20 protein-coding genes are annotated in these 19,366 nt (G+C 70.4%); 12 read left to right on the forward strand and 8 right to left on the reverse strand.

Annotated features, from left to right (window positions below):
• Positions 1-84: 84 nt before the first annotated feature.
• The 3 genes from V7067_RS07780 to V7067_RS07790 form a co-directional block, all read right to left on the reverse strand.
• Positions 85-873 carry a molybdopterin-binding protein gene (locus V7067_RS07780; RefSeq protein WP_334175320.1) on the reverse strand — a complete coding sequence of 263 codons (789 nt, stop codon included), beginning with the start codon at positions 871-873 and terminating at the stop codon, positions 85-87.
• A gap of 170 nt (positions 874-1,043) precedes the next feature.
• Positions 1,044-2,312, reverse strand: a complete 1,269-nt coding sequence (locus V7067_RS07785; protein ID WP_334175321.1) for an FAD-dependent monooxygenase — start codon at positions 2,310-2,312, stop codon at positions 1,044-1,046.
• Positions 2,313-2,444: 132 nt separating this feature from the next.
• On the reverse strand, positions 2,445-2,693 hold the full coding sequence (locus V7067_RS07790; protein ID WP_334175322.1) for a zinc-finger domain-containing protein: 249 nt from the start codon (positions 2,691-2,693) through the stop codon (positions 2,445-2,447).
• 288 nt (positions 2,694-2,981) lie between these two features.
• On the opposite strand from V7067_RS07790, the gene V7067_RS07795 reads away from it, so the two are divergent.
• Both V7067_RS07795 and V7067_RS07800 read left to right on the forward strand, forming a co-directional pair.
• Positions 2,982-4,505, forward strand: coding sequence for a DHA2 family efflux MFS transporter permease subunit (locus V7067_RS07795; protein ID WP_334175323.1), 1,524 nt, complete (start codon positions 2,982-2,984; stop codon positions 4,503-4,505).
• Between the two features lie 119 nt (positions 4,506-4,624).
• Positions 4,625-5,377, forward strand: a complete 753-nt coding sequence (locus V7067_RS07800) for an alpha/beta hydrolase (protein WP_334175324.1) — start codon at positions 4,625-4,627, stop codon at positions 5,375-5,377.
• A 130-nt stretch (positions 5,378-5,507) separates the two neighbouring features.
• Here V7067_RS07800 and V7067_RS07805 read toward each other — a convergent pair whose 3' ends face one another.
• The gene (locus V7067_RS07805; protein ID WP_334175325.1) at positions 5,508-6,329 is read right to left on the reverse strand and encodes a dienelactone hydrolase family protein; all 822 of its coding nucleotides are present in this window, start codon (positions 6,327-6,329) and stop codon (positions 5,508-5,510) included.
• A gap of 309 nt (positions 6,330-6,638) precedes the next feature.
• Between V7067_RS07805 and aroC the strand changes: the two genes are divergently transcribed.
• Complete coding sequence (gene aroC / locus V7067_RS07810) at positions 6,639-7,724, forward strand: chorismate synthase (protein ID WP_334175326.1); 1,086 nt, start codon at positions 6,639-6,641, stop codon at positions 7,722-7,724.
• Positions 7,725-7,847: 123 nt separating this feature from the next.
• Here the strand turns inward: aroC and V7067_RS07815 are convergent, their stop codons facing one another.
• The 4 genes from V7067_RS07815 to V7067_RS07830 form a co-directional block, all read right to left on the reverse strand.
• Positions 7,848-8,465, reverse strand: a complete 618-nt coding sequence (locus tag V7067_RS07815; protein WP_334175327.1) for an SCO family protein — start codon at positions 8,463-8,465, stop codon at positions 7,848-7,850.
• Between the two features lie 31 nt (positions 8,466-8,496).
• On the reverse strand, positions 8,497-9,756 hold the full coding sequence (locus V7067_RS07820) for an MFS transporter (protein ID WP_334175328.1): 1,260 nt from the start codon (positions 9,754-9,756) through the stop codon (positions 8,497-8,499).
• Positions 9,757-10,090: 334 nt separating this feature from the next.
• Positions 10,091-10,441 (reverse strand): VOC family protein, encoded by a 351-nt coding sequence (locus V7067_RS07825; RefSeq protein WP_334175329.1) that lies wholly within the window; start codon positions 10,439-10,441, stop codon positions 10,091-10,093.
• A 451-nt stretch (positions 10,442-10,892) separates the two neighbouring features.
• The gene (locus V7067_RS07830) at positions 10,893-11,705 is read right to left on the reverse strand and encodes a triphosphoribosyl-dephospho-CoA synthase (RefSeq protein WP_334175330.1); all 813 of its coding nucleotides are present in this window, start codon (positions 11,703-11,705) and stop codon (positions 10,893-10,895) included.
• A 607-nt stretch (positions 11,706-12,312) separates the two neighbouring features.
• On the opposite strand from V7067_RS07830, the gene folP reads away from it, so the two are divergent.
• The 9 genes from folP to V7067_RS07875 all read left to right on the forward strand — a co-directional run bounded on the left by folP (position 12,313) and on the right by V7067_RS07875 (position 19,237).
• Complete coding sequence (gene folP, locus V7067_RS07835; RefSeq protein WP_334175338.1) at positions 12,313-13,080, forward strand: dihydropteroate synthase; 768 nt, start codon at positions 12,313-12,315, stop codon at positions 13,078-13,080.
• Between the two features lie 8 nt (positions 13,081-13,088).
• Positions 13,089-13,454, forward strand: a complete 366-nt coding sequence (gene folB, locus V7067_RS07840) for a dihydroneopterin aldolase (protein WP_334175331.1) — start codon at positions 13,089-13,091, stop codon at positions 13,452-13,454.
• Positions 13,455-13,475: 21 nt separating this feature from the next.
• Positions 13,476-13,955: a 2-amino-4-hydroxy-6-hydroxymethyldihydropteridine diphosphokinase gene (gene folK, locus V7067_RS07845; RefSeq protein WP_334175339.1), complete on the forward strand. Its 480-nt coding sequence runs from the start codon at positions 13,476-13,478 to the stop codon at positions 13,953-13,955.
• Between the two features lie 99 nt (positions 13,956-14,054).
• Positions 14,055-14,633 (forward strand): DUF447 domain-containing protein, encoded by a 579-nt coding sequence (locus V7067_RS07850; RefSeq protein ID WP_334175332.1) that lies wholly within the window; start codon positions 14,055-14,057, stop codon positions 14,631-14,633.
• A 410-nt stretch (positions 14,634-15,043) separates the two neighbouring features.
• A complete protein-coding gene (rsfS, locus tag V7067_RS07855; RefSeq protein WP_334175333.1) occupies positions 15,044-15,472 on the forward strand; it encodes a ribosome silencing factor in 429 nt (142 codons plus the stop codon).
• Positions 15,473-15,489: 17 nt separating this feature from the next.
• Positions 15,490-15,975 carry a 23S rRNA (pseudouridine(1915)-N(3))-methyltransferase RlmH gene (gene rlmH / locus V7067_RS07860; RefSeq protein ID WP_334175334.1) on the forward strand — a complete coding sequence of 162 codons (486 nt, stop codon included), beginning with the start codon at positions 15,490-15,492 and terminating at the stop codon, positions 15,973-15,975.
• Positions 15,976-16,034: 59 nt separating this feature from the next.
• Positions 16,035-16,394, forward strand: a complete 360-nt coding sequence (locus V7067_RS07865; protein WP_334175335.1) for a hypothetical protein — start codon at positions 16,035-16,037, stop codon at positions 16,392-16,394.
• A 198-nt stretch (positions 16,395-16,592) separates the two neighbouring features.
• Positions 16,593-17,900: a peptidoglycan DD-metalloendopeptidase family protein gene (locus V7067_RS07870; protein ID WP_334175336.1), complete on the forward strand. Its 1,308-nt coding sequence runs from the start codon at positions 16,593-16,595 to the stop codon at positions 17,898-17,900.
• Entirely contained in the window at positions 17,897-19,237 is a 1,341-nt protein-coding gene (locus V7067_RS07875) for a S41 family peptidase (protein WP_334175337.1), read from the forward strand. Before V7067_RS07870 ends, V7067_RS07875 begins: the two co-directional genes overlap by 4 nt.
• The last annotated feature ends 129 nt before the right edge of the window (positions 19,238-19,366 follow it).

Genomic DNA, 19,366 nt, shown 5'->3' on the forward strand with positions numbered 1-19,366 from the left:
GTGCAGGTATTCTGTCTTGTGAGTGCATTCTGTCTTGTGAATGCACTCTGGTCCTGATGAACGCGTTCCGTTTCGGGCGCGCCGTCAGGCCCGGGGCGTGGTGCGGCCCTGAAGGTCGGCGACAAGGGCCTCGACGGCTGCGGCCACGGTGGCAAGGCGCGCCGCATCGCGCGCGCGCACCACCAGACGGGTGGTGTGGCGCGTGCCGTCGAAATAGGGGTAGGAGCCGAGCAGGGTGTCGGGATTGGCGCGGGCGATGGCGCCGAAGCCCTCGGCGAGCGCGCCTTCGCCCATGCCGGCCTCGATGGTGTGCGACAGCATCGGCCGGCCGCGGGCGAGCGTCGGGGCGATGGAATCCATCATCGCCTGCATGATCTTCGGCACGCCGGCCATGACGTGGACATTGCCGATGCGGAAGCCGGGGGCGGCCGAGACCGGATTGGCGATGAGGTCGGCGCCGTCGGGAATGCGCGCCATGCGCAGGCGCGCCGGCGTCAGTTCCGTATCCGGGTAGCGGGCGCGCATGACCCCGACCGCACGCGGATCGATGTCGATGGCAACGCCGAAGGCCTTCGCCACCGCATCGGCGGTGATGTCGTCATGGGTCGGGCCGATGCCGCCGGTGGTGAACACATAGGTGTAGCCGGCGCGCAGGGCGTTGAGCGCGGCCACGATGCGGGCCTCGACATCCGGCACCACGCGCACCTCTTCAAGGTCGATGCCGATGGCGGTCAGATAATCGGCGATGAAGCCGATGTTCTGGTCCTTGGTGCGGCCGGAGAGAATCTCGTCGCCGATCACCAGCACCGCGGCGGTGACCGGGGCTTGCGGGGCGGCGTCTGAGCGGACTTCGGCTTCCGGCGGTTGCGTCATGGCGGCGGCTTCTGCATGGGGGTCCGGCCGTCCGGCGGGAGGGCACGGACGGCATGGCAACAACCGTTTCGTCTAGCCCAGCCGGCTGCGCCGCTCAAGCGGCAAGGCCGGCCGGCGACAAAGGGCTGCGGATCCGGGGCTGCGGACCCGGGTCGGCGGCGGGGGTGCGGTCAGGGCCCCGCCGGCGGGCGCCAGCCATAGAGCCAGTCGAGCCGCCGCATCAGCGCGTCCTCAGACATCAGCCGCAGGGCGGTGTCGCGGGCCAGCGCGGTGAGGGCGCCCATGTGATAGATCTGGCCGTTCTTTTCCGACAGCGCCTGAATGCGCTGCGCCCGCGGCCGGCGCGCGGCGGCATAGGCGGCAAGCGCCCCGGGCACGCTGCGGCCGGCGGCCAGATGGTGGGCCAGCACCGCGGCATCCTCAATGGCCATCGCCGCGCCCTGGGCGGCAAACGGCAGGGTGGCGTGCGCGGCATCGCCGATGAGCGCAAGGCCGGCATCGTTCCACACCGCATCGGCCGGCACACCGGCCAGCGGCCAGCGTGTCCAGCCGGTTGCGCCGGCCAGCAGGCGCTGCAGGTCGGAATCGAACGTGCGTGCCAGTGTGTTGACCTCGTCGAGGCTCGCGGGGCTGCTCCAGTCTTCCACGAACCACGGGCTGGCGGTCACCACCACGATGTTGATCTGCCGGCCGCCGGAGATCGGATAGCGGATGACGTGGGCATCCGGAAACATGTGGGCATGGACCCGCAGATCCACGAGGCCGGCTGGCAGTGCCTCCGCCGGCACTGTGGTGCGGTAGGCGATGCGGCCGGTCTGGCGGGCGGTGGCGGCGCCGGACAGGGCGTTGCGCAACTGCGACCAGACGCCGTCGGCGGCGATCACCGCCTCGCCGTCCAGCGGCCCGCCGCTGGTTTCAAGGCGCATGCCGGCCGGCCCCGGCGCAGCGCGCAGCGCCCGCATGCCGGTGTGGACGGTAATGGCCGGGCTGGCCAGCGCGGCGCGCGCCAGAACGGCAATCAGATCGGCGCGGTGCAGCACGCCGTAGGGCGCCCCCCAGCGTGCCGTTGCCTGCCCGCCCAGCGGCACGCGGGCCAGCCGCGTGCCGGACGCGCCGTGCAGATCGACCGATTCGGGAAAGGTCATCACGTTCGCAAGGTCGGCGTCGAGGCCCAGCCCGGCGAGCACGCGATAGGCGTTGGGCGAAATCTGCAGGCCGGCGCCCACCTCGGTGAAGGCGGTCGTGCGCTCGGCCAGCGAAACGGAAAAGCCGCGCTGCGCCAGCGCCAGCGCCGTCGTGAGGCCGGCGATGCCGCCGCCGGCGACAACGACAGTGCGCCCGCTGCCGGGGCCTTCGCCGGCCGGCGCGGGGGCAGCGGTTCTGGCGGCGGCGTTTGCGGCGGGGCGGGCGGCGGGGGCCGGAGGCACCGGTGCGGTCATGGCAGGCCCTGACGGCGAGAGGCAACAGAAAAAGGCCCGTAACGGGCCCGGAGAAGCCGCTCTTGCGCGGCTTTGCTGCAAGGCGTGCCGGGCGCCGGCCCGCGGGGCCGGCACCGGGCAGGCCGGCTGCCCTCAGGCGTGGGCCGGCTCGTGCCACACGCACGCGGCCGGGTCGGCCTGAGCGTGGCCGAGCGTGGCGTCGTAGCGATAGAGCGTCGAGCAATAGGGGCAGATCTTCTCGTTCTCGTCGCCCATGTCGAGGAAGACGTGGGGATGGTCGAACGGCGGAGCCGCGCCGATGCACATGAAGCGCCGGGCGCCGATGCGCACGCTTTCGACGCCAGCGTCGTTCTTGAAGTGGGGAACGCCCGTGTCCGACATGTCTGAACGATCCGGATGGTTGAATGGCTGGCGGGAAGATAGCGGCGGGCGGGCAGAAAAGATAGGCGGCACAGGCGCGCGGCCTGCCGCGCCGCTGCCGGGGCCGGCGCGCCGCCGGCCGGCGGTGGCTTCCGCTGGCGCCGCGCGGCCGCTAACGTGGGGCGGACGCAGGCACCCGGCCTTGCGCAAATCCCGCCCGCGGGCCCGGACGGCCTGCGACGTGAACGGCCTGTGACGTGAACTGCCTGTGACGTGTCCGGTGCCGGCCGGCACCGCCCGGAGTTGCCGATGGTTGACAGGACCCGCGTCATCCCCCTGCTCGTCGCCTGCGCGGTGGGCATGGAGATGATCGATTCCACGGTGATCGCCACTGCCCTGCCGGCGATTGCCGGCGATTTCGGCGTGCGCCCGCTGACGCTGGCCGTGGCCGTGACGGCCTACATGCTCAGCCTTGCGGTGTTCATTCCCATTTCCGGGTGGGTGTCGGACCGATTCGGCTCGCGCAACGTGTTTCAGGCGGCCATCGTGCTGTTCCTCGCCGGCTCGGTCGGCTGTGCCTTCGCCAATTCGGTGCCGGAACTCGTCGTCGCGCGCGTCATTCAGGGCATCGGCGGTTCGATGACGACGCCGGTCGGCCGCCTCGTGCTGGTGCGCACGGTGCCGAAGGAACGGCTGGTGGATGCCATGGCGCTGGTGGCCATCCCCGCGCTGGTCGGGCCGCTGATCGGCCCGCCGCTCGGCGGCTTCATCGTCGAGCATTACAGCTGGCGCTGGATCTTCTGGATCAACGTGCCGATCGGAATCATCGGCCTGCTGCTCGGCGCGCTGGTGCTGCCGCGCGACGAACACCGCGCCTCAAGCCCGTTCGATCTCAAGGGCTTCGCCCTCATCGCCATCGGCCTGTCGCTGATGATGGGCGGGCTGGAAACGGCCGGCCGCGGTGTGGTGGACGGGGCGGCGACGCTCGGCCTCATCGCCGCCGGCGCGGTGCTGACCGCCCTTTATGTGCTGCACGCGCGGCGCGCCGAAAAGCCGGTGATCGAGCTGAAGCTGCTGCAGGTGCGCACCTTTTCGTCCACCGTTCTCGGCGGCTTCCTGTCGCGGTCCGGCATGGGGGCGCTTGCCGTGCTGACGCCGCTGATGCTGCAGGTCGGCTATGGTTTTTCGCCGCTGGAGGCCGGCATTCTGTCGGTCTCTGCTGCTGTCGGCGCCATGGGGGCGAAATCGGCGGTCACCCGCATCATCGCCACGCTGGGCTTTCGACGCACGCTGCTGGTGTTCTCGGCCGCGACGGGGGCCAGCATCGTGCCGATGGGCTTCACCCGGCCCGATCTGTTTCCGCTGGGAATCGTGCTGCTGCTGCTTGTCTCCGGCGTGGTGCGCTCGGTGCTGTTCACCACCATGCAGACGCTGACCTATGCCGATGTCGACGACGACCACATGAGCCAGGCGACCAGCTTCGCCTCGGTGGCGCAGCAGCTTTCGCTGGCGGCCGGCGTGGCCATCGGCACGGTGCTGGTGCATGTTTTCAGCGGCCTCGGCTTCGCGCAGCCCGGCGGCCAGCCGGCGCCCTTTGCCTTCGCGCTCGCCTTCATCGTGGTGGGCGTGATGTCGATGTCGTCGCTGTTGTCGTTCCGCACGCTGCCGGCCGATGCCGGTGCCAACTACACGCCGGGCGCCCGGCGTGGCGGTCGCGGCCGGCCGGTTTCGCCGGCGGCCCCCTCGCTCAATGCCATCGAGGGCAGCGTGGGCGAGATGGAGGCGGAAGCCGGCCTCGACCGCCCGGTGCGCGAGGGCCGGAGCCGGCCTTAGGCCTCCGCTGCCGGCAGGGTTTGCCGGCAGCGCCCCGGCGCGCTAAACCGCCTTCAGCCGGTTGCCGGCCCGCCGGGCCCGTGACCGCACCGATGCCCGATGCGAGGATGCCCGCGCCGATGCCGACCTTTCTCTCCGATGGCCTCACCCTTGCCTATGTCGACGAGGGCCATGGCGAGCCGATCCTGCTCATTCACGGGTTCGCCTCCAACCGCGATGTCAACTGGCGCTATCCGGGCTGGATCGACACGCTGACGAAGGCCGGCCGCCGCGTCATCGCCATCGACAACCGCGGCCACGGCGAAAGCGAAAAGCCGCACGAGCCGCTGCGCTACCGCGTGGCAGCCATGGCGCACGATGCCTTCAGCCTCATCCGCCATCTCGGTCTCGGCCGCGTCGATGTGATGGGCTATTCCATGGGCGCGCGCATCTCCGCCTTTCTGGCGCTGGAACATCCGGAGGTGGTGCGCTCGGTGGTGCTGGCCGGCCTCGGCATGGGGCTGGTCGACGGCACCGGCCCGTGGGAGCCGATCGTGGCGGCGCTGGAGGCGCCCTCGGCGGCCGATATCCGCCACAAGACCGGGCTGATGTTCCGCCGCTTTGCCGAGCAGACCGGCGGCGATCTGGCGGCGCTGGCCGCCTGCATGCGTGCCAGCCGGGAGACGATGCCGGCCGACCGCGTCATGCGCATCACCGCGCCGGCGCTGGTGGCGGTGGGCACCCGCGATGTCATCGCCGGTTCGGCACAGGGCCTCGCCGACCTGCTGCCCAACGGCCGCGCGCTCGATATTCCCGACCGCGACCACATGCTGGCGGTGGGCGACAAGGCGTTCAAGGCGGGCGTGCTGGCCTTTCTCGACGCGCGGCCGTGACGGCGGCCGCCTGCGCGGGACAGATGACGCGCCGGCACAGGTGACGCGCCGGGACAAATGAAAAAGGCCCGCCGGGCGGCATCCCGGCGGGCCTTGTCGGTTGTATCGGGCGGGGCGTCCCGCCGGCCGGTCAGGTCGTCAGGTTCTGCTGGAAGAAGGCCAGCGTGCGCTGCCAGGCCAGCGCTGCGTCGGCGGCGTCGTAGCGTGCGCTCGTCGGGTTGGCGAAGGCGTGATCGGCATCGTACCAGTAGATCTGCAGCGGCTTGTCGGCCTTCAGCATGTTCTGGGCGAACTGCTTGACCTGCGCTTCCGGGATCGAGGTATCCTTGGTGGCGAAATGGCCGAGCACCGGGCCGACCAGCGATTCAAGCTGGTTCACCGTGCGGTCCACATTGCCATAATAGATGACCGTGGCGTTGACCGGCGCGGCCATGGAGGCATTGAGCGACCACGCCCCGCCGAAGCACCAGCCGCAGGTGCCCACCTTGCCGTTCACTTCCGTCAGATCGCGCGCCCAGTAGATGACCGAGGTCATCACATCCAGCGCCTTTTCGGTGTTGAGCGTGGCGACGAGGTTCTTGGCCACCGCCGGGTCGTTCGTCACCTGCCCGCCGAACAGGTCGACGGCGATGGCGACATAGCCCTGATTCGCCAGTTCCACCGCGACCGACTTGATCTGGTCGTTGAGACCCCACCACTCGTGCACCAGCACCACGGCGGGCGCCGGCCACTGCTTCGGCTTGGCGATGACGCCGCTCGCCTTTGCGCCGCCCATGGTGTCGATGGAAAACGGCTGTGCGGTTGCGCCCTGCGCCTGCGCCAGGGCCGGATCGGCCAGCACGGCGGCCAGCGGCAGGGTGAGCAGACCCGCCAGAAAAGCGCGCCGGTCCGTCTCGGCAACGATGAGGGGCGGCAGGTTCTGGTGTTCACCGCAACCGTCGAGCGTGCACATGGGACTTTGATCCTCCGTCGGTGTCCACCGGGTTGCCCCAAACTAACGGTCCTGTGCTGTGGTGCAACGAAAAGCTGACCTTAAAACCAGCCGCACCGGCGGCCGCCGCTTTCTTGTCCACCACTGTGGCGGGACAGTCATTTGTGAACCGACAAAACCCGCGCGACCGGCAAAACCTGATGACGGGCGGCGGACAATTGCCGCCGGCGCGGGTTTGACCCCGGACGGCGCGGCCCGTAAGACAGGCGGCGGATGCCGCCGGCCCGGCCGCGCGGCGCCGTTTCCTCGCAAGCCGCTCGGGTCCGGTCCATGTCGCACAACACCTTCGGCCATCTGTTCCGCGTCACCACCTGGGGCGAAAGCCACGGACCGGCCATCGGCTGCGTGGTGGATGGCTGCCCCCCGGGCCTGACCCTGAGCGAGGCTTTTATCCAGACTTTTCTCGACCGTCGCCGCCCCGGCCAGTCGCGCTTCACCACCCAGCGGCAGGAGCCCGATCAGGTGCGCATTCTTTCCGGCACGGTGGCCGGCAGCGGCGGTGAGGTGATCACCACCGGCACCCCGATTGCGCTGGAAATCCAGAACGTCGACCAGCGTTCCAAGGACTATTCCAACATCGCCGACCGCTACCGGCCCGGCCATGCCGACTACACCTACAACGCCAAGTACGGCCTGCGCGATCCGCGCGGCGGCGGGCGTTCGTCGGCGCGTGAAACCGCCAGCCGCGTCGCCGCGGGCGCCGTTGCCCGCCGGGTGCTGCCGGGCGTGACCATCCGCGGCGCGCTGGTGCAGCTCGGCCCCCATGCCGTGGATCGCAGCCGCTGGGACTGGGCGGAGGTGGAGCGCAATCCGTTCTTCTGCCCCGATCCGGTGGCCGCGCAGGCGTGGGAAGGTTACCTCGACGGCATCCGCAAAAATGGCTCTTCCATCGGCGCGGTGGTGGAGGTGGTGGCCGAGGGTGTGCCTGTGGGGCTCGGTGCGCCGCTTTACGGCAAGCTCGATCAGGATCTGGCGGCGGCGATGATGTCGATCAACGCCGTCAAGGGCGTGGAGATCGGCGAGGGCTTTGCCGCCGCCGCGCTGACCGGCGAGGACAACGCGGACGAGATGCGCATGGGCCCGGATGGCCGGCCGGTGTTTCTTTCCAATCACGCCGGCGGCATCCTCGGCGGCATTTCCTCCGGCCAGCCGGTGGTGGTGCGCTTTGCGGTGAAGCCGACCTCGTCGATCCTGACGCCGCGCCGCTCGGTGACGGCCGACGGCGAAGAGGTGGACGTGATGACCCGCGGCCGCCACGACCCCTGCGTCGGCATCCGCGCCGTGCCGGTGGGCGAGGCGATGATGGCGATCGTGCTGGCCGACCATTTCCTGCGCCATCGCGGGCAGGTGGGCTGACGGCCACGCCATTGCCGGCAGAGACGAAATGGCCGGCAGAGATGAAAAAGGCCGCCGCCGGGCCGGACCCCGGGCCGGCGGCCTTCCTGTATCGTTGCGCACCGTGCGGCGCGCGGGCCGGGCTCAGCCCAGAACGGAGCGGATCTTCTTCACCGCCTCGTCGGTCGGCTCGGTATAGTTCACCGTGCCGGCGAAGTTGCCGTCCTTGTCGAACAGATAGACGCCGGCGGTGTGGTCCATGGTGTAGTCGCCGCCCTCGGTCGGCACCTTTTTGGCATAGACGCGGTAGGCGCGCTTGATGGCATCGATCTGCTGCACCGAGCCGGTGAGGCCGGTGATGCGCGGGTCGAAGGCGGTGAGATAGTCCCGCATCAGCTCCGGCGTGTCGCGCTCCGGGTCGATCGACACGAAGATGAAGCGGATGTCGTCGGCCTTGTCGCCGAGCGCCTTCATCCATGCGCCGACATCGGCAAGCGTGGTCGGGCACACATCCGGGCAATAGGTAAAGCCGAAGAACATCGCGCGCGGCTTGCCGGCGAAGTCCTTGTCGGTCACCGTCTGGCCATTCGTGCCGACCAGCGCGAACGGGCCGCCGACGGACGGCATCTCGTGGGCCATCTGGAAGCCGTTGGTGAGATACCAGCCGAGCGTGCCCCAGCCGGCCATCAGCAGCGCGGCAGCGGCGCCGATCCACAGCACCTTGCGGGTTGGGTTGGGGCGCCCCGGGGTCTGTGCGGCCATGGCTTTCCGTGTCCTTTGTCGGTGTGGTCGTTCAGGCGGCGGGCCGCGGCCCGTCGCCGGTGCTGCCGCCGGCCGGCGGCTCCGGCGGCACGATCGGCCCGGCCACCGGTGCGGTTGCCGGCAGGTCGAAGGCGGATTTGTCGGCCTTCGGCGTCGGGTGGCGCACCATGATGCGCAGAACGATGTAGGCCAGCAGCAGCAGTTGCACCACCGCCGTGAACAGAAAAAGCGACGAGGGCCCGAGCCGGCCCATGAGCAGGGAGGCAAGGGCCGGGCCGAAGATGGACCCGACGCCGTTCGACAGCAGCACCGTGGTGGCGGTCTGAACATAGCCGCCCGCCGGCGTCTTGTCATAGGCGTGGGCGGCCGCCAGCGAATAGCCCGGCAGGGTGAGCGCGCCGAACACCACGCCCAGCACCATCAGCGTGGTGGGGTGCATCGGCGCTTTCCACAGCGCAAAGCCGGCTGCGGCCCCCAGCGCCAGCAGCACCGCCAGCACCTTGCGGCGGTCGAAATGATCGGACACCTGACCGGCCGGCCACTGGCTGAGGGCACCGGCCAGCACCGCGAGGCTCATGAAGATGGCGGCATCGTCCACGCTCATGCCGTTGCCGGTGGCAAACAGCGGGCCGAGCGACCAGAACGCCCCGTTGGCAACGCCGATCATGAACACGCCGATGATGCCGACCGGCGCGGCGCGATAGAGCGGCAGCGGGTTGAAGCGCACGATGGCGAGCGGCGCCGGCTGGGCAGAGCGGGTGAGCGCCACCGGAATGACCGCCAGCGACGACAGCACCGAGGCGATGGCGAACGAGCGGAACGAGGTGATGGGGTTGAGCGTGACCATCATTTGCCCGCCGGTGATGGCGGCGAAGTTGACCACGATATAGGCCGACATGATCAGGCCGCGGTTCTCGTTGGTCGCGCGGTCGTTAAGCCAGCTTTCGATGATGAGATAGAGACCGGCAAGGCAGAAGCCGGTGACCATGCGCAGCACCATCCACATATGGGGATCGACCACGAGGATATGGCCGAGGATGGTGGCGGAAGCCGTGGCGACCATGGCGGCGAAGGCGCGGATGTGACCGGCCCGCTGCACCAGATAGGGCGCCACCAGACAGCCGCCGACAAAGCCGACATAGTAGGCCGAGCCGATGAGGCCCAGATCGGAGGGCGAGAAATAGAACGCCTCGCCGGACAGCGGCAGCAGTGTGAACTGCAGGCCGTTGCCCGCCAGAATGAATGCGGCACCCAGCAGCAGCGACAGAACGGGGCGAAGCGGCGAAGCCATGGCTCACTCTCGGCGGGGCAGGCGGGCAGCCGGCGCAGGCGCTGCGCGCCGGCCGGGCGGGAAAAGGCGGGTAGCGGGGCCGCGCCCCCGGCCGGCGGCTGCGGGCAGGCAACCCGCCGGAACCAGAAGGTGCAACCGGCAGCGCCGGGGCGGAAGCGATGACGGAACGGCAGGGTTTTCCGCGCCGCTCGTGGCAAAAGCATGTCGGCGCCGCGCGCTCCGTCTGCCGGGCGCGGGCGGGTGTCGCGGACGGACCCGGAGACCGCATTTCTGGCAGAAAAGCAGACCGGCCGCACGCCCTTCCGGCCGGCGGCATCGCAGGCCAGCTATGCGCTCAGCCTGCCGGCGAAACAAACACCCACAGGTGGCCGTCGGGGTCGCGCACGCGGCACCCGGCGCCGCTGGCAGACGGCTGTTCCACCGCCGCGCCATGGTGCGCCGCGCGGGCCGCCAGCGCGGCGGCCTCGCGGGTGATGACCACCACCGCGCCGTGGCGGCACGGCCCGTGCGGCAGGGGCGCGCCATCGGGCGGCGTGCCGAGCATCACCACATGGCCTTCGAAGGAGACTTCGGCAAAACCGCTGCCATCCGGCGCGGCCACGATGGTGCGCCGCTCGCAGCCGAACGCGGCCGCCAGCCACTCCACGCTCGCCTCCACGTTGCGGCAGAACAGCCACGGCACCACGGCAGTGCCGGCATCGGCGCGGGCATGCGGGGGCGGGCTGGTCTGGATCGGGCCTGTCCGGTTCTGTCTTGTCAGACTCTGGCTTGTCCGGGGCGGCGTTGCGGGCATCGGGCTGGCGGGCATCGGGGCTGGCTGGCTTTGGATCTGGCGGGTGTCGGGGCTGGCGGGCGGCGGGCTTGTGAGCGCCGGGTTTGCGGGCCGCGGCTCTGCGGGCGCACGCCGGGCGGCAGCAAAACCGGAGGCGAAAGATCGGGGCGGAACTATCCCCCACAGCAAGACCGGACAGCAAGACCGGACAGCAAGCGCGCGATGCCTGCACGGACAGGCGGGGGACAGGCGGGTTGCGGCCATGCGGACGGAGGCAACCGGCTCGTCCCCGGCGCACCGGCGACGGCAGGCACGGGAAAGGCTGGTCTGGCAGACAGGGCGGGTGAGCCGGCGTCCGCAGCCTTCAGGCCGCCGTGCCGAGACGGGTCAGAAACAGGGTGGCAAGTGTCATGTCGGCACTGCGTACCGGGGCGAGGCCGCGCGCCTCCAGCCCGGCGGCGAACGCGGCGATGGCCGTGCCGTGGCGGCCGGGCGCAAAGGCGGCCCCGGCGCTGACGAGGCGGCGGGCTTCCTGCATCACGGTGCGGGCGGCGGCGGCGCCGCGGGTGGCCACAATACTGCTGTCGGGAAAGGTGGCGAGGCAGGCGAGGAACAGGCTCTGCGCCGCCAGCGGCAGGGCCGTGGCGACCGCCTGCGTGGCCGCCAGCGCCCGCTTCAGCGCCCGCAGCAGCGTGGGCAGGGCAAAGACCGCCAGATCGGTGAAATCGGTGCCGTATTGCAGCGCCACCCGGCTCTCGCCGGCCGCGGCCTGCATCATCTGGCGCAGGCTGCTGCCGGGCGGGGCCGCGGCGGCACGGGCCAGATCCGGCGCCTCGCAGCGCTTCAGCACGCCGCGCACCGCCTGTGCATCGGCGGGACCGAGGCCGGCGAGCACCGCGGCGATGCGGGCCGAAAACGGGCCCTCGCCGCCGTTGAGGGCGGGGTCGCAGGCGGCCGCCAGCGGCGCGCACAGCAGCAGCAGGCCGACATCGACGCCGGCGCCGGACGTTGCCTCCGCCGCCCCGGCCACCCGGCTGCCGATGCCGGCCCCGGGCCGGGCGAGGGCGGAGCCGATGACATCGGTGATGTTGCTGCGGTCGGGGCCGAGGGAGCCGGCCACCGGCGCGCCGTCGCGGCAGGCGGAGCGGAAGGCAAGGGCAATCGCTTCGGGAGACATGCCGGCGCTCCTCGGCGGGAGACGGGTTGCGGGGTGCGGTGCGGGCCTGACCGGTGCGAACGTGACCGGAGCGGGTCCGACCGCTAAGGATCGTGTCGGTGCGGCGCTGGCCGGTGCTGCGGGGGCGGGGCCGGCCCGCCGGCGCCCCGCGCCGCCGTCGGCGTGCGGTCGCGCGCGGCAGTCCGGGGCATCGGGCCGGAAACCGGCCGCAGCATCGCGCCGGTCCGGGCCGGGCGGTCGGGCGCGGGCGGCGCCTTTCCCTCCGGCCTTTCCACAGCTTAACGCCGGCTTCGTTAACGGTGTTTTGCCGTGCCGCGCGAAAGGCGCGCTCTTCCGCGCCGGCGGCGGCCCGGCGCACCTGCGCGGGGCCTGCAGGGCGGCTCCGGCAGGGATGCGCGCGAGGCTCTGGCGTTTTGTCGGCTGTCGGCGCTATTGTCCCGGCCTTCTGCGGCGGGCGGCCGGCCGGGCACTTCAGGGACGCCGCCGCGATGAGGGGAGCAACAGACGCCGCATGGCCGATACAACCCGTTTTCCGACCGTCGGTGCGACGGCGCGACTCGACCTCGGCGGCGGCCATGTCCACGTTGCCGGCGAGCGCACGCTGATCATGGGGATCATCAACGCGACGCCGGATTCCTTCTCCGACGGCGGCCGCCACGACAGCGCAGAGGCGGCCATCGCCCACGGCCTGCGGCTGGTGGAGGAGGGCGCCGACATTCTGGATATCGGCGGCGAATCGACGCGGCCGGGTTTTACGCCGGTTGCGCCTGCCGACGAGTGGGCGCGCATCGGCCCGGTCATCGGCCGCCTGGCAGGCGCCGTGCCGGTGCCGCTTTCGGTCGACACCTACAAGGCGGAAACTGCCGACCGGGCGCTGCGTGCCGGCGCCACGATCGTCAACGATATCTGGGGCCTGCAGGGCGATGCGGCGATGGCCGGCGTGGTGGCCCGCCACGGTGCGGCGCTGGTTGCGATGCATAACCGCACGGCCGCCGACCCGCAGGTCGACATCCTCGCCGATATCGAGGCTTTTTTTGCCCGCACGCTGGAGATTGCCGCACAGGCCGGTATCGGCCGCGACAGGATCGTGCTTGATCCCGGCATCGGCTTCGGCAAAACGCAGGCGCAGAACGTGGCCGTGCTGGCGGGGCTGAAAGCCTTCCGCCGTTTCGGCCTTCCGCTGCTGGTCGGGGCCTCGCGCAAGTCGATGATCGGGCATCTGACCGGTGCGCCGGCCGGTGCGCGGCTGCCGGGCTCCATCGCAGCCCATGTGCTGGCCGTTGCCGGCGGCGCGGAAATCGTGCGTGTCCATGATGTTGCACCCCATCGGCAGGCCCTTGCCATTGCCGATGCAGCGGTGCGCGGGAGCCGTTGAAGAAAGCCATGGCCGACACCATCACCATCACCAACATGGCGTTCTATGCGCACCACGGCGTCATGGACGAGGAAGCCCGGCTCGGCCAGCGCTTCTTCGCCGACATCACGCTGGAAACCGACCTCGCCCCGGCCGGCCTCGCCGACGATTATGGCAAGGCGGTGTGCTACGAACAGGTCTATCACAAGGTCGAAGAGGTCATGACCGGCCGGCGCGCCTTCCTGATCGAGGCGCTGGCAGAGCGCACGGCGGCGGCGGTGCTGGCCGATTTCCCCGCCGTTCAGGCCGTTACCATCACGGTGCGCAAGCCGAGCGCGCCGATTTCCGGCCACTTCGATCACGTCTCCGTCACCATCACGCGGCGGCGGGGCTGACCCATGTCGGACGCCGGGAGCGTGGACATCGCCGCCATCGGCCTCGGCAGTAACATGGGCGACAAGCGCGCCAACATCGCCGCCGCCATCGCCGCGCTGGAAAAGGTGCCGGGCGTGCGCGTGTTTGCGCGCTCGGGCGATTATCGCACCGCGCCGTGGGGCTTCGAGGATCAGGACTGGTTCGTCAACGCCTGCGTGCTGGTGGCGACATCGCTGACCCCGCGGGCGCTGCTGGAGGCATGCCTTGCCATCGAGCAGAGCCTCGGCCGGCAACGCGACCTGCGCTGGGGGCCGCGCCTGATCGATCTCGACGTGCTGTTCTGCGGCGGGCGGGCGGTGAGCGAGCCGGGGCTGGTGCTGCCCCATCCTCACATTGCCGCCCGCGCCTTCGTGCTGGCGCCGCTGGCGGAGATCGCCCCGGCGGCCGATATCGGCGGCACCACGGTGGCAGCGGCGCTGGAGCGGGTGGGCACCGCGGGCATCGAGCGGCTGGCGCCGTGACGTGAGGCGGACGCGCGCGGCGCGGCCTTTTCAGCTATGCTGCCGCGCGGATGCCCGGCAGCACGCGGCGGGCGGCAACAAACGGGGGAGGGCCGGGCCATGACATTCGTACTGGAGACGGTGCTGGTCACGGTCGATGCGCAGGGGCTTCCGTTCATCGCGCCGTTCGGGCTGCAGGCGGCGGGCAGCGGATGGCTGATGACGCCGTTCCGGCCCTCGCCGGCGCTGGAAAACCTGCGGGCGGTGCCGTTTGCCACCGCCTGCGCGGTGGACGATGTGCGCATCTTCGCCGGCTGCGTGACCGGGCGGCGCGAGTGGCCGACCGTGCCGGCCGATACCATCGCCGGCGCGCGTCTGGCCGCCGCCACCAGCCACATGGAACTGAAGCTGGAGCGCTTCGAGGACGATGCGCTGCGCCCGCGGCTGCACTTCTCGCTGGTCCACGAGGCTGTCCACGGTGTCTGGCGGGGCTACAACCGCGCGCGGGCGGCGGTGATTGAAGGCGCGCTGCTGGTCGCGCGGCTCGATCTCATCGAGCGGGCCCGCGTGGAACGCGAGATGGCGTGGCTGGCCAAGGCGGTGGAAAAGACCGGCGGTGCGGCCGAGCGGGAAGCCTGGAACTGGCTGGCCGGCGCGGTCGAGGACTATTGCCGGCAGGCCCTCAGCGAGGCCCGCTGATGCGGTCTCCCGGCCGGGCGCCAGAACGGGGTGCCAGAATGGGGTGCCAGAACAAGCGGGCAAGAACCCGGGGGCAAGAACCGGGGGCAAGATCCGGGGGCAAGACCGCTACGCAGGGCAGCCGGCCGATCATATGCCTTGAAACGGGCGCAAAGCCCGCTTTATGTTAAAGGAAGGCGGGCCAGCGCTGTCGCGTATCGTCGTTTCGGGGTTCGCCGCTTTCCGGTGGCGGGTCCCGTTTGCATTTCTGAGCGCCCCGGCCGCTGCAACGCAACCCGGCGCCCGCGCGCCGCAGAACGATAACGATCCGCCCCTTGCCGGCCCGATCGCGCCGCCCCGGCGGCGTTGACCGGCAAGGCCCCGGGAGGAGCCCCGTCTTGGAATCGGGCGAAAGGACACGTCCCCTGAATATGGCATTCGAAGCCGAAGACCTGAGCGCCGCCGCGCTGCCGCCCATCGATCCCGCTGCTGCCGCCGCGGCCCGCCCGCGGCCGGAGACGCCGATTGCGGCCGTCCTGCAGAGCCTTGAGGATTCCAAGGCTGAGGACATCGTCCCCATCGATATCATGGGCAAGACGTCGCTGGCCGATTACATGGTGGTCGCCTCCGGCCGTTCGCACCGTCATGTCGGCGCTATCGCGGACCACCTGCTCAAGGACCTGAAGGAAGCCGGTTTCGGCACGCCGCGGGTCGAGGGGCTGCCGCAGTGCGACTGGGTGCTGATCGATGCCGGCGACGTCATCGTGCACGTATTCCGGCCGGAAGTGCGCCTGTTCTACAATCTGGAAAAGATGTGGTCGTCGGATACGCCCGCCGCGCCGGCGCGCGCCAACGGCTGAACGGGGCCTGACTGCCCTTGCGCGTTCTCGTGTGTGCCGTGGGCCGGCTCAAGGCCGGCCCGGAGCGTGACCTCGCAGCCCGCTATCTGGACCGTGCCGCAAAGGCCGGTCCGGCGCTGGGGCTGACGGGGTTCGACGTGGTCGAACTCAGCGAAAGCCGGGCGGCGCGGACCGACGCGCGGCGCGACGAGGAGGCGGCCGCCCTCGGCAGCCACATTCCCGCCGGTGCCGCGCTGGTGGTGCTGGACGAGCGCGGCAGCGCCATGACGAGCGAGGCCTTTGCCGGCCGCGTGGCAAAATTCCGCGATGCCGGCCGCTCTGCGCTGGCGGTGGCCATCGGCGGGCCGGACGGCCACGGCGAGGCGCTGCGTGCCCGCGCCGATCTGGTGCTGGCCTTCGGCCCCATGACATGGCCGCACCAGCTCGTGCGCATCATGGTGGCCGAGCAGCTCTACCGCGCTGTGACGCTGATGTCCGGCCACCCCTATCACCGCGGCGGATGAGCCGCCGGGCAACGCGCGCGCCGCTGCCGCGTCAGATGGCGCGCAGCAGGTCGGCGCGGATGATCGCGCAAATCAGCTCCATCGCAGCCGTCCGGGCGCGCGACCGGGGCGTGGTGTGCTTCATCGCGTCAATGGCCAAGCGCAGGTCTTTCGGGCAGGTCTTTCGGGGCGAAGATCGCGCTCCCGGCCATCCACAGACCGGGCTCAGGCCGATCCTCTTCACCGCACTGCGCCGTTGGGGCCTTCTGAAGGGCACCGGGGAAGCCGGAGCAGGCTCGGTTCTCTCGGGAAAAGTCTTTCGCGAGGCCACCTTTTCGCATTGCCCATGGCGACAAGTCGCGTTCGCTCCCGCCCCGCGCGCCGGTGCCCTTGCCTCCGGCCGTAAGGCCGATACGCGTTATGCGCGCTGCTTCAGTTGAAGCCTGTTTCGGCTGAAGCCCTCGTTGAGAAACGGTTTACCATCGCCGCCTATCGTCGGGGATGATGGCCGGATGCGCCTGCCTGCACGATCAACCGACGAAGCCGCGCGGATGGACAGCCGAGTTTTCCTTGCCAGAGCCCTCCGGGGGCCGGGTGCGGCCGGGCCGCGCGCCGGCGGGCCGCGAAGCCGGGCGCCTGTGGCGCTGCTGGCGGCGGTGTTGTGCGGCCTGCCCGCGGCCGCGTCGGCCACCGAGCCGGCGGCCGGTCCGGCAACCGGCGCCGCACAGCCGGCCGCGCCGGCCCCGGCGGACCCGCTTGAGCAGGCGGTGAACCCGGCGGCGGCGCGCGAGGCGCGGGCGCGCGAGCTGGCCACCCTCAACCAGACCATTCAGCTCAGTGCCGCCCGGCAGGCGGAACTCGCCCGCGAGATCGGCTCGCTCGACAAGGATGCCAGGCGCCTCGACGAGGCGATGCTGAAGGCGGCCGACCGCAGCCGGGCACTGGAAAAGCGCCTTGGCGAAACCGAAGGCCGGATCGCGGAGCTTGAGAAGCGGGCCGATGGCGTGCGCGCCGGTTTCAACGCCCGCCGCGCCACGCTGGCCGAGATTCTGGCGACGCTGGAGCGCATCGGCCGCCACCCGCCGCCGGCCATCGCCGTCGATGCCGGCGACGCCCGCCGCGCGGTGCGCAGCGCCATGCTGCTGTCCGCGGTCATGCCGCAGGTGCGCCTTGAGGCCGACGACCTTGCCGCCGACCTGCAGGACATTGCCCGCATCGAGCGCGATGTGCAGACCGAGCGCCGCAAGCTCAGCGAAGATGCGCGCCGGCTGGCCGACGAGCGGCAGCGGCTGGCGCTGATCGGCGCGGAGAAGCGCGCCGCGCGCGCCGAATCGGCCACCGAACTGGCCGCCGAACAGGCGCGGGCGAAGGAACTGGCCGCCCGTGCCGGCTCGTTGCAGGACCTGATTGCCGGCATGGAGCGCGAGGCGCTCCGCCGCCCGGCTGCACCGGCCGGGGCCGCCGGCGCCCGGCTGGCGCCCGGCGTGGCGTTTGCGGCGCAGAAGGGCCGGCTGCACCTGCCGGTCGTCGGCACCGTCTCCGGCCGCTTCGGGGAGGCCGACAGCTATGGCAGCCCGCGACAGGGCATGGTGGTGGCGGCGGCGCCCGGCGCGCAGGTCATCGCACCCGCCGATGCCTCCGTGGTCTATGCCGGGCCGTTCCGTTCCTACGGCACGATCTTGATCCTGAACGTCGGGGGCGGATATCATCTGCTTCTTGCCGGTCTCGGCAGGGTCGATGTCGATCTCGGGCAGTCTGTGCTGGCCGGCGAACCGGTGGCGGCGGTTGCCGGCAGCGGGGAAGGCGGCGCAAATTTAGCCGTGAAGAACGAAGCGTCCCCAGCAAAACCGCAATCGGCACTCTATATCGAACTCAGGAAAGACGGCGCTCCGGTCGATCCGGCTCCGTGGTGGGCGGCGGACGGCGAGCAAGAGGTACGCGGATGACTGGCAGACTGACCCTGATCGGTGCGGGCATCGTAATCGGCGCAGGCTTGACCATGGTGGCCACCGTGCCGCGCCTGCAGCCGGCGGGCATCGCCTATGCCGCTTCGTCGAATTCGTCGGATGTCTACAAGCAGCTCAACCTGTTTGGTGACGTGTTCGAGCGCATTCGCGCCGACTACGTGGAAGAACCGGACGACGCCAAGCTGGTGGAAAGCGCCATCAAGGCGATGCTGACGTCGCTCGATCCGCATTCCGAATACCTGCCGCCCGATAAGCAGCGCGACATGAACGTCAAGACGTCCGGCGAATTCGGCGGTCTTGGCATTCAGGTCATCATGGAAAACGGGCAGGTCAAGGTCGTCTCGCCCATCGAAGGCACACCGGCGCAGAAGGCGGGCGTGCTTTCCGGCGACATCATCGAGTCGGTCGACGGCAAGTCGCTGGAAGGCGTGACGCTGGACGAGGCGGTGGACAAGCTGCGCGGTCCGGTGAAAACCCCGGTCACCCTCAGCATCAAGCGCGCCAAGCAGGACAAGCCGCTTGAGTTCAAGATCGTGCGCGACCGCATCGTGATTCCCTCCGTGCACTCGCGGGCGGAAGGCGACATCGGCTACATCAAGATCAACGAGTTCACCGAGAACACCGGCGACGGTCTGGAAAAGGCCATTGCCACCATCAACAAGGACATCCCGGCCGACAAGCTGAAGGGCTATGTCATCGACCTGCGCAACAATCCGGGCGGTCTGCTGACCCAGTCGATTGCGGTTGCCGACGATTTCCTCGACAAGGGCGAGATCGTTTCCACCCGCGGCCGCGGTGCGGAGAACACCCAGCGCTTCAACGCCCGCGCCGGCGACCTGACCAACGGCAAGCCGGTGATCGTGCTGATCAACGGCGGCTCGGCCTCGGCGTCCGAAATCGTGGCCGGTGCCCTGCAGGACCATCGCCGCGCCACCATTCTCGGCACCCGCTCGTTCGGCAAGGGCTCGGTGCAGACCATCATTCCGCTCGGCTCCAACGGTGCCATCCGCCTCACCACCGCGCGCTACTACACGCCCTCCGGCCGCTCCATTCAGGCCAAGGGCATCGAGCCCGACATCGAGGTGCTGCAGGATGTGCCGGACGACCTGAAGGACAAGGTGGAAGTGAAGGGCGAGGCCTCCCGCCCCGGCCACCTTTCCGCCGAGGATGGCAAGGAAACGCAGTCGCCGTCGCAGGCCTACGTCCCGGAAGACCCGAAGCAGGACAAGCAGCTCAATACCGCCTTCGACCTGCTGCGCGGCGTTCAGGCCAACAAGAACTTCCCGCCCAACCCGGATGCTCCGGTGCCGAACTGAGGCATCGCGCCGGGCGCCGGCGCGTTCGCCTTTACAAGGGGAAAAGACCGACAGACAGGCCGACGGAACGGGGCGTTCCGCCGGCCTGTTGCTTTTGGGGGTGCGGCTTCCGGTTGCCGGCGGGTGAAT

Origin of the sequence: Pseudoxanthobacter sp., assembly GCF_036822375.1 — a bacterium.
Lineage (GTDB): Bacteria > Pseudomonadota > Alphaproteobacteria > Rhizobiales > Segnochrobactraceae > Pseudoxanthobacter.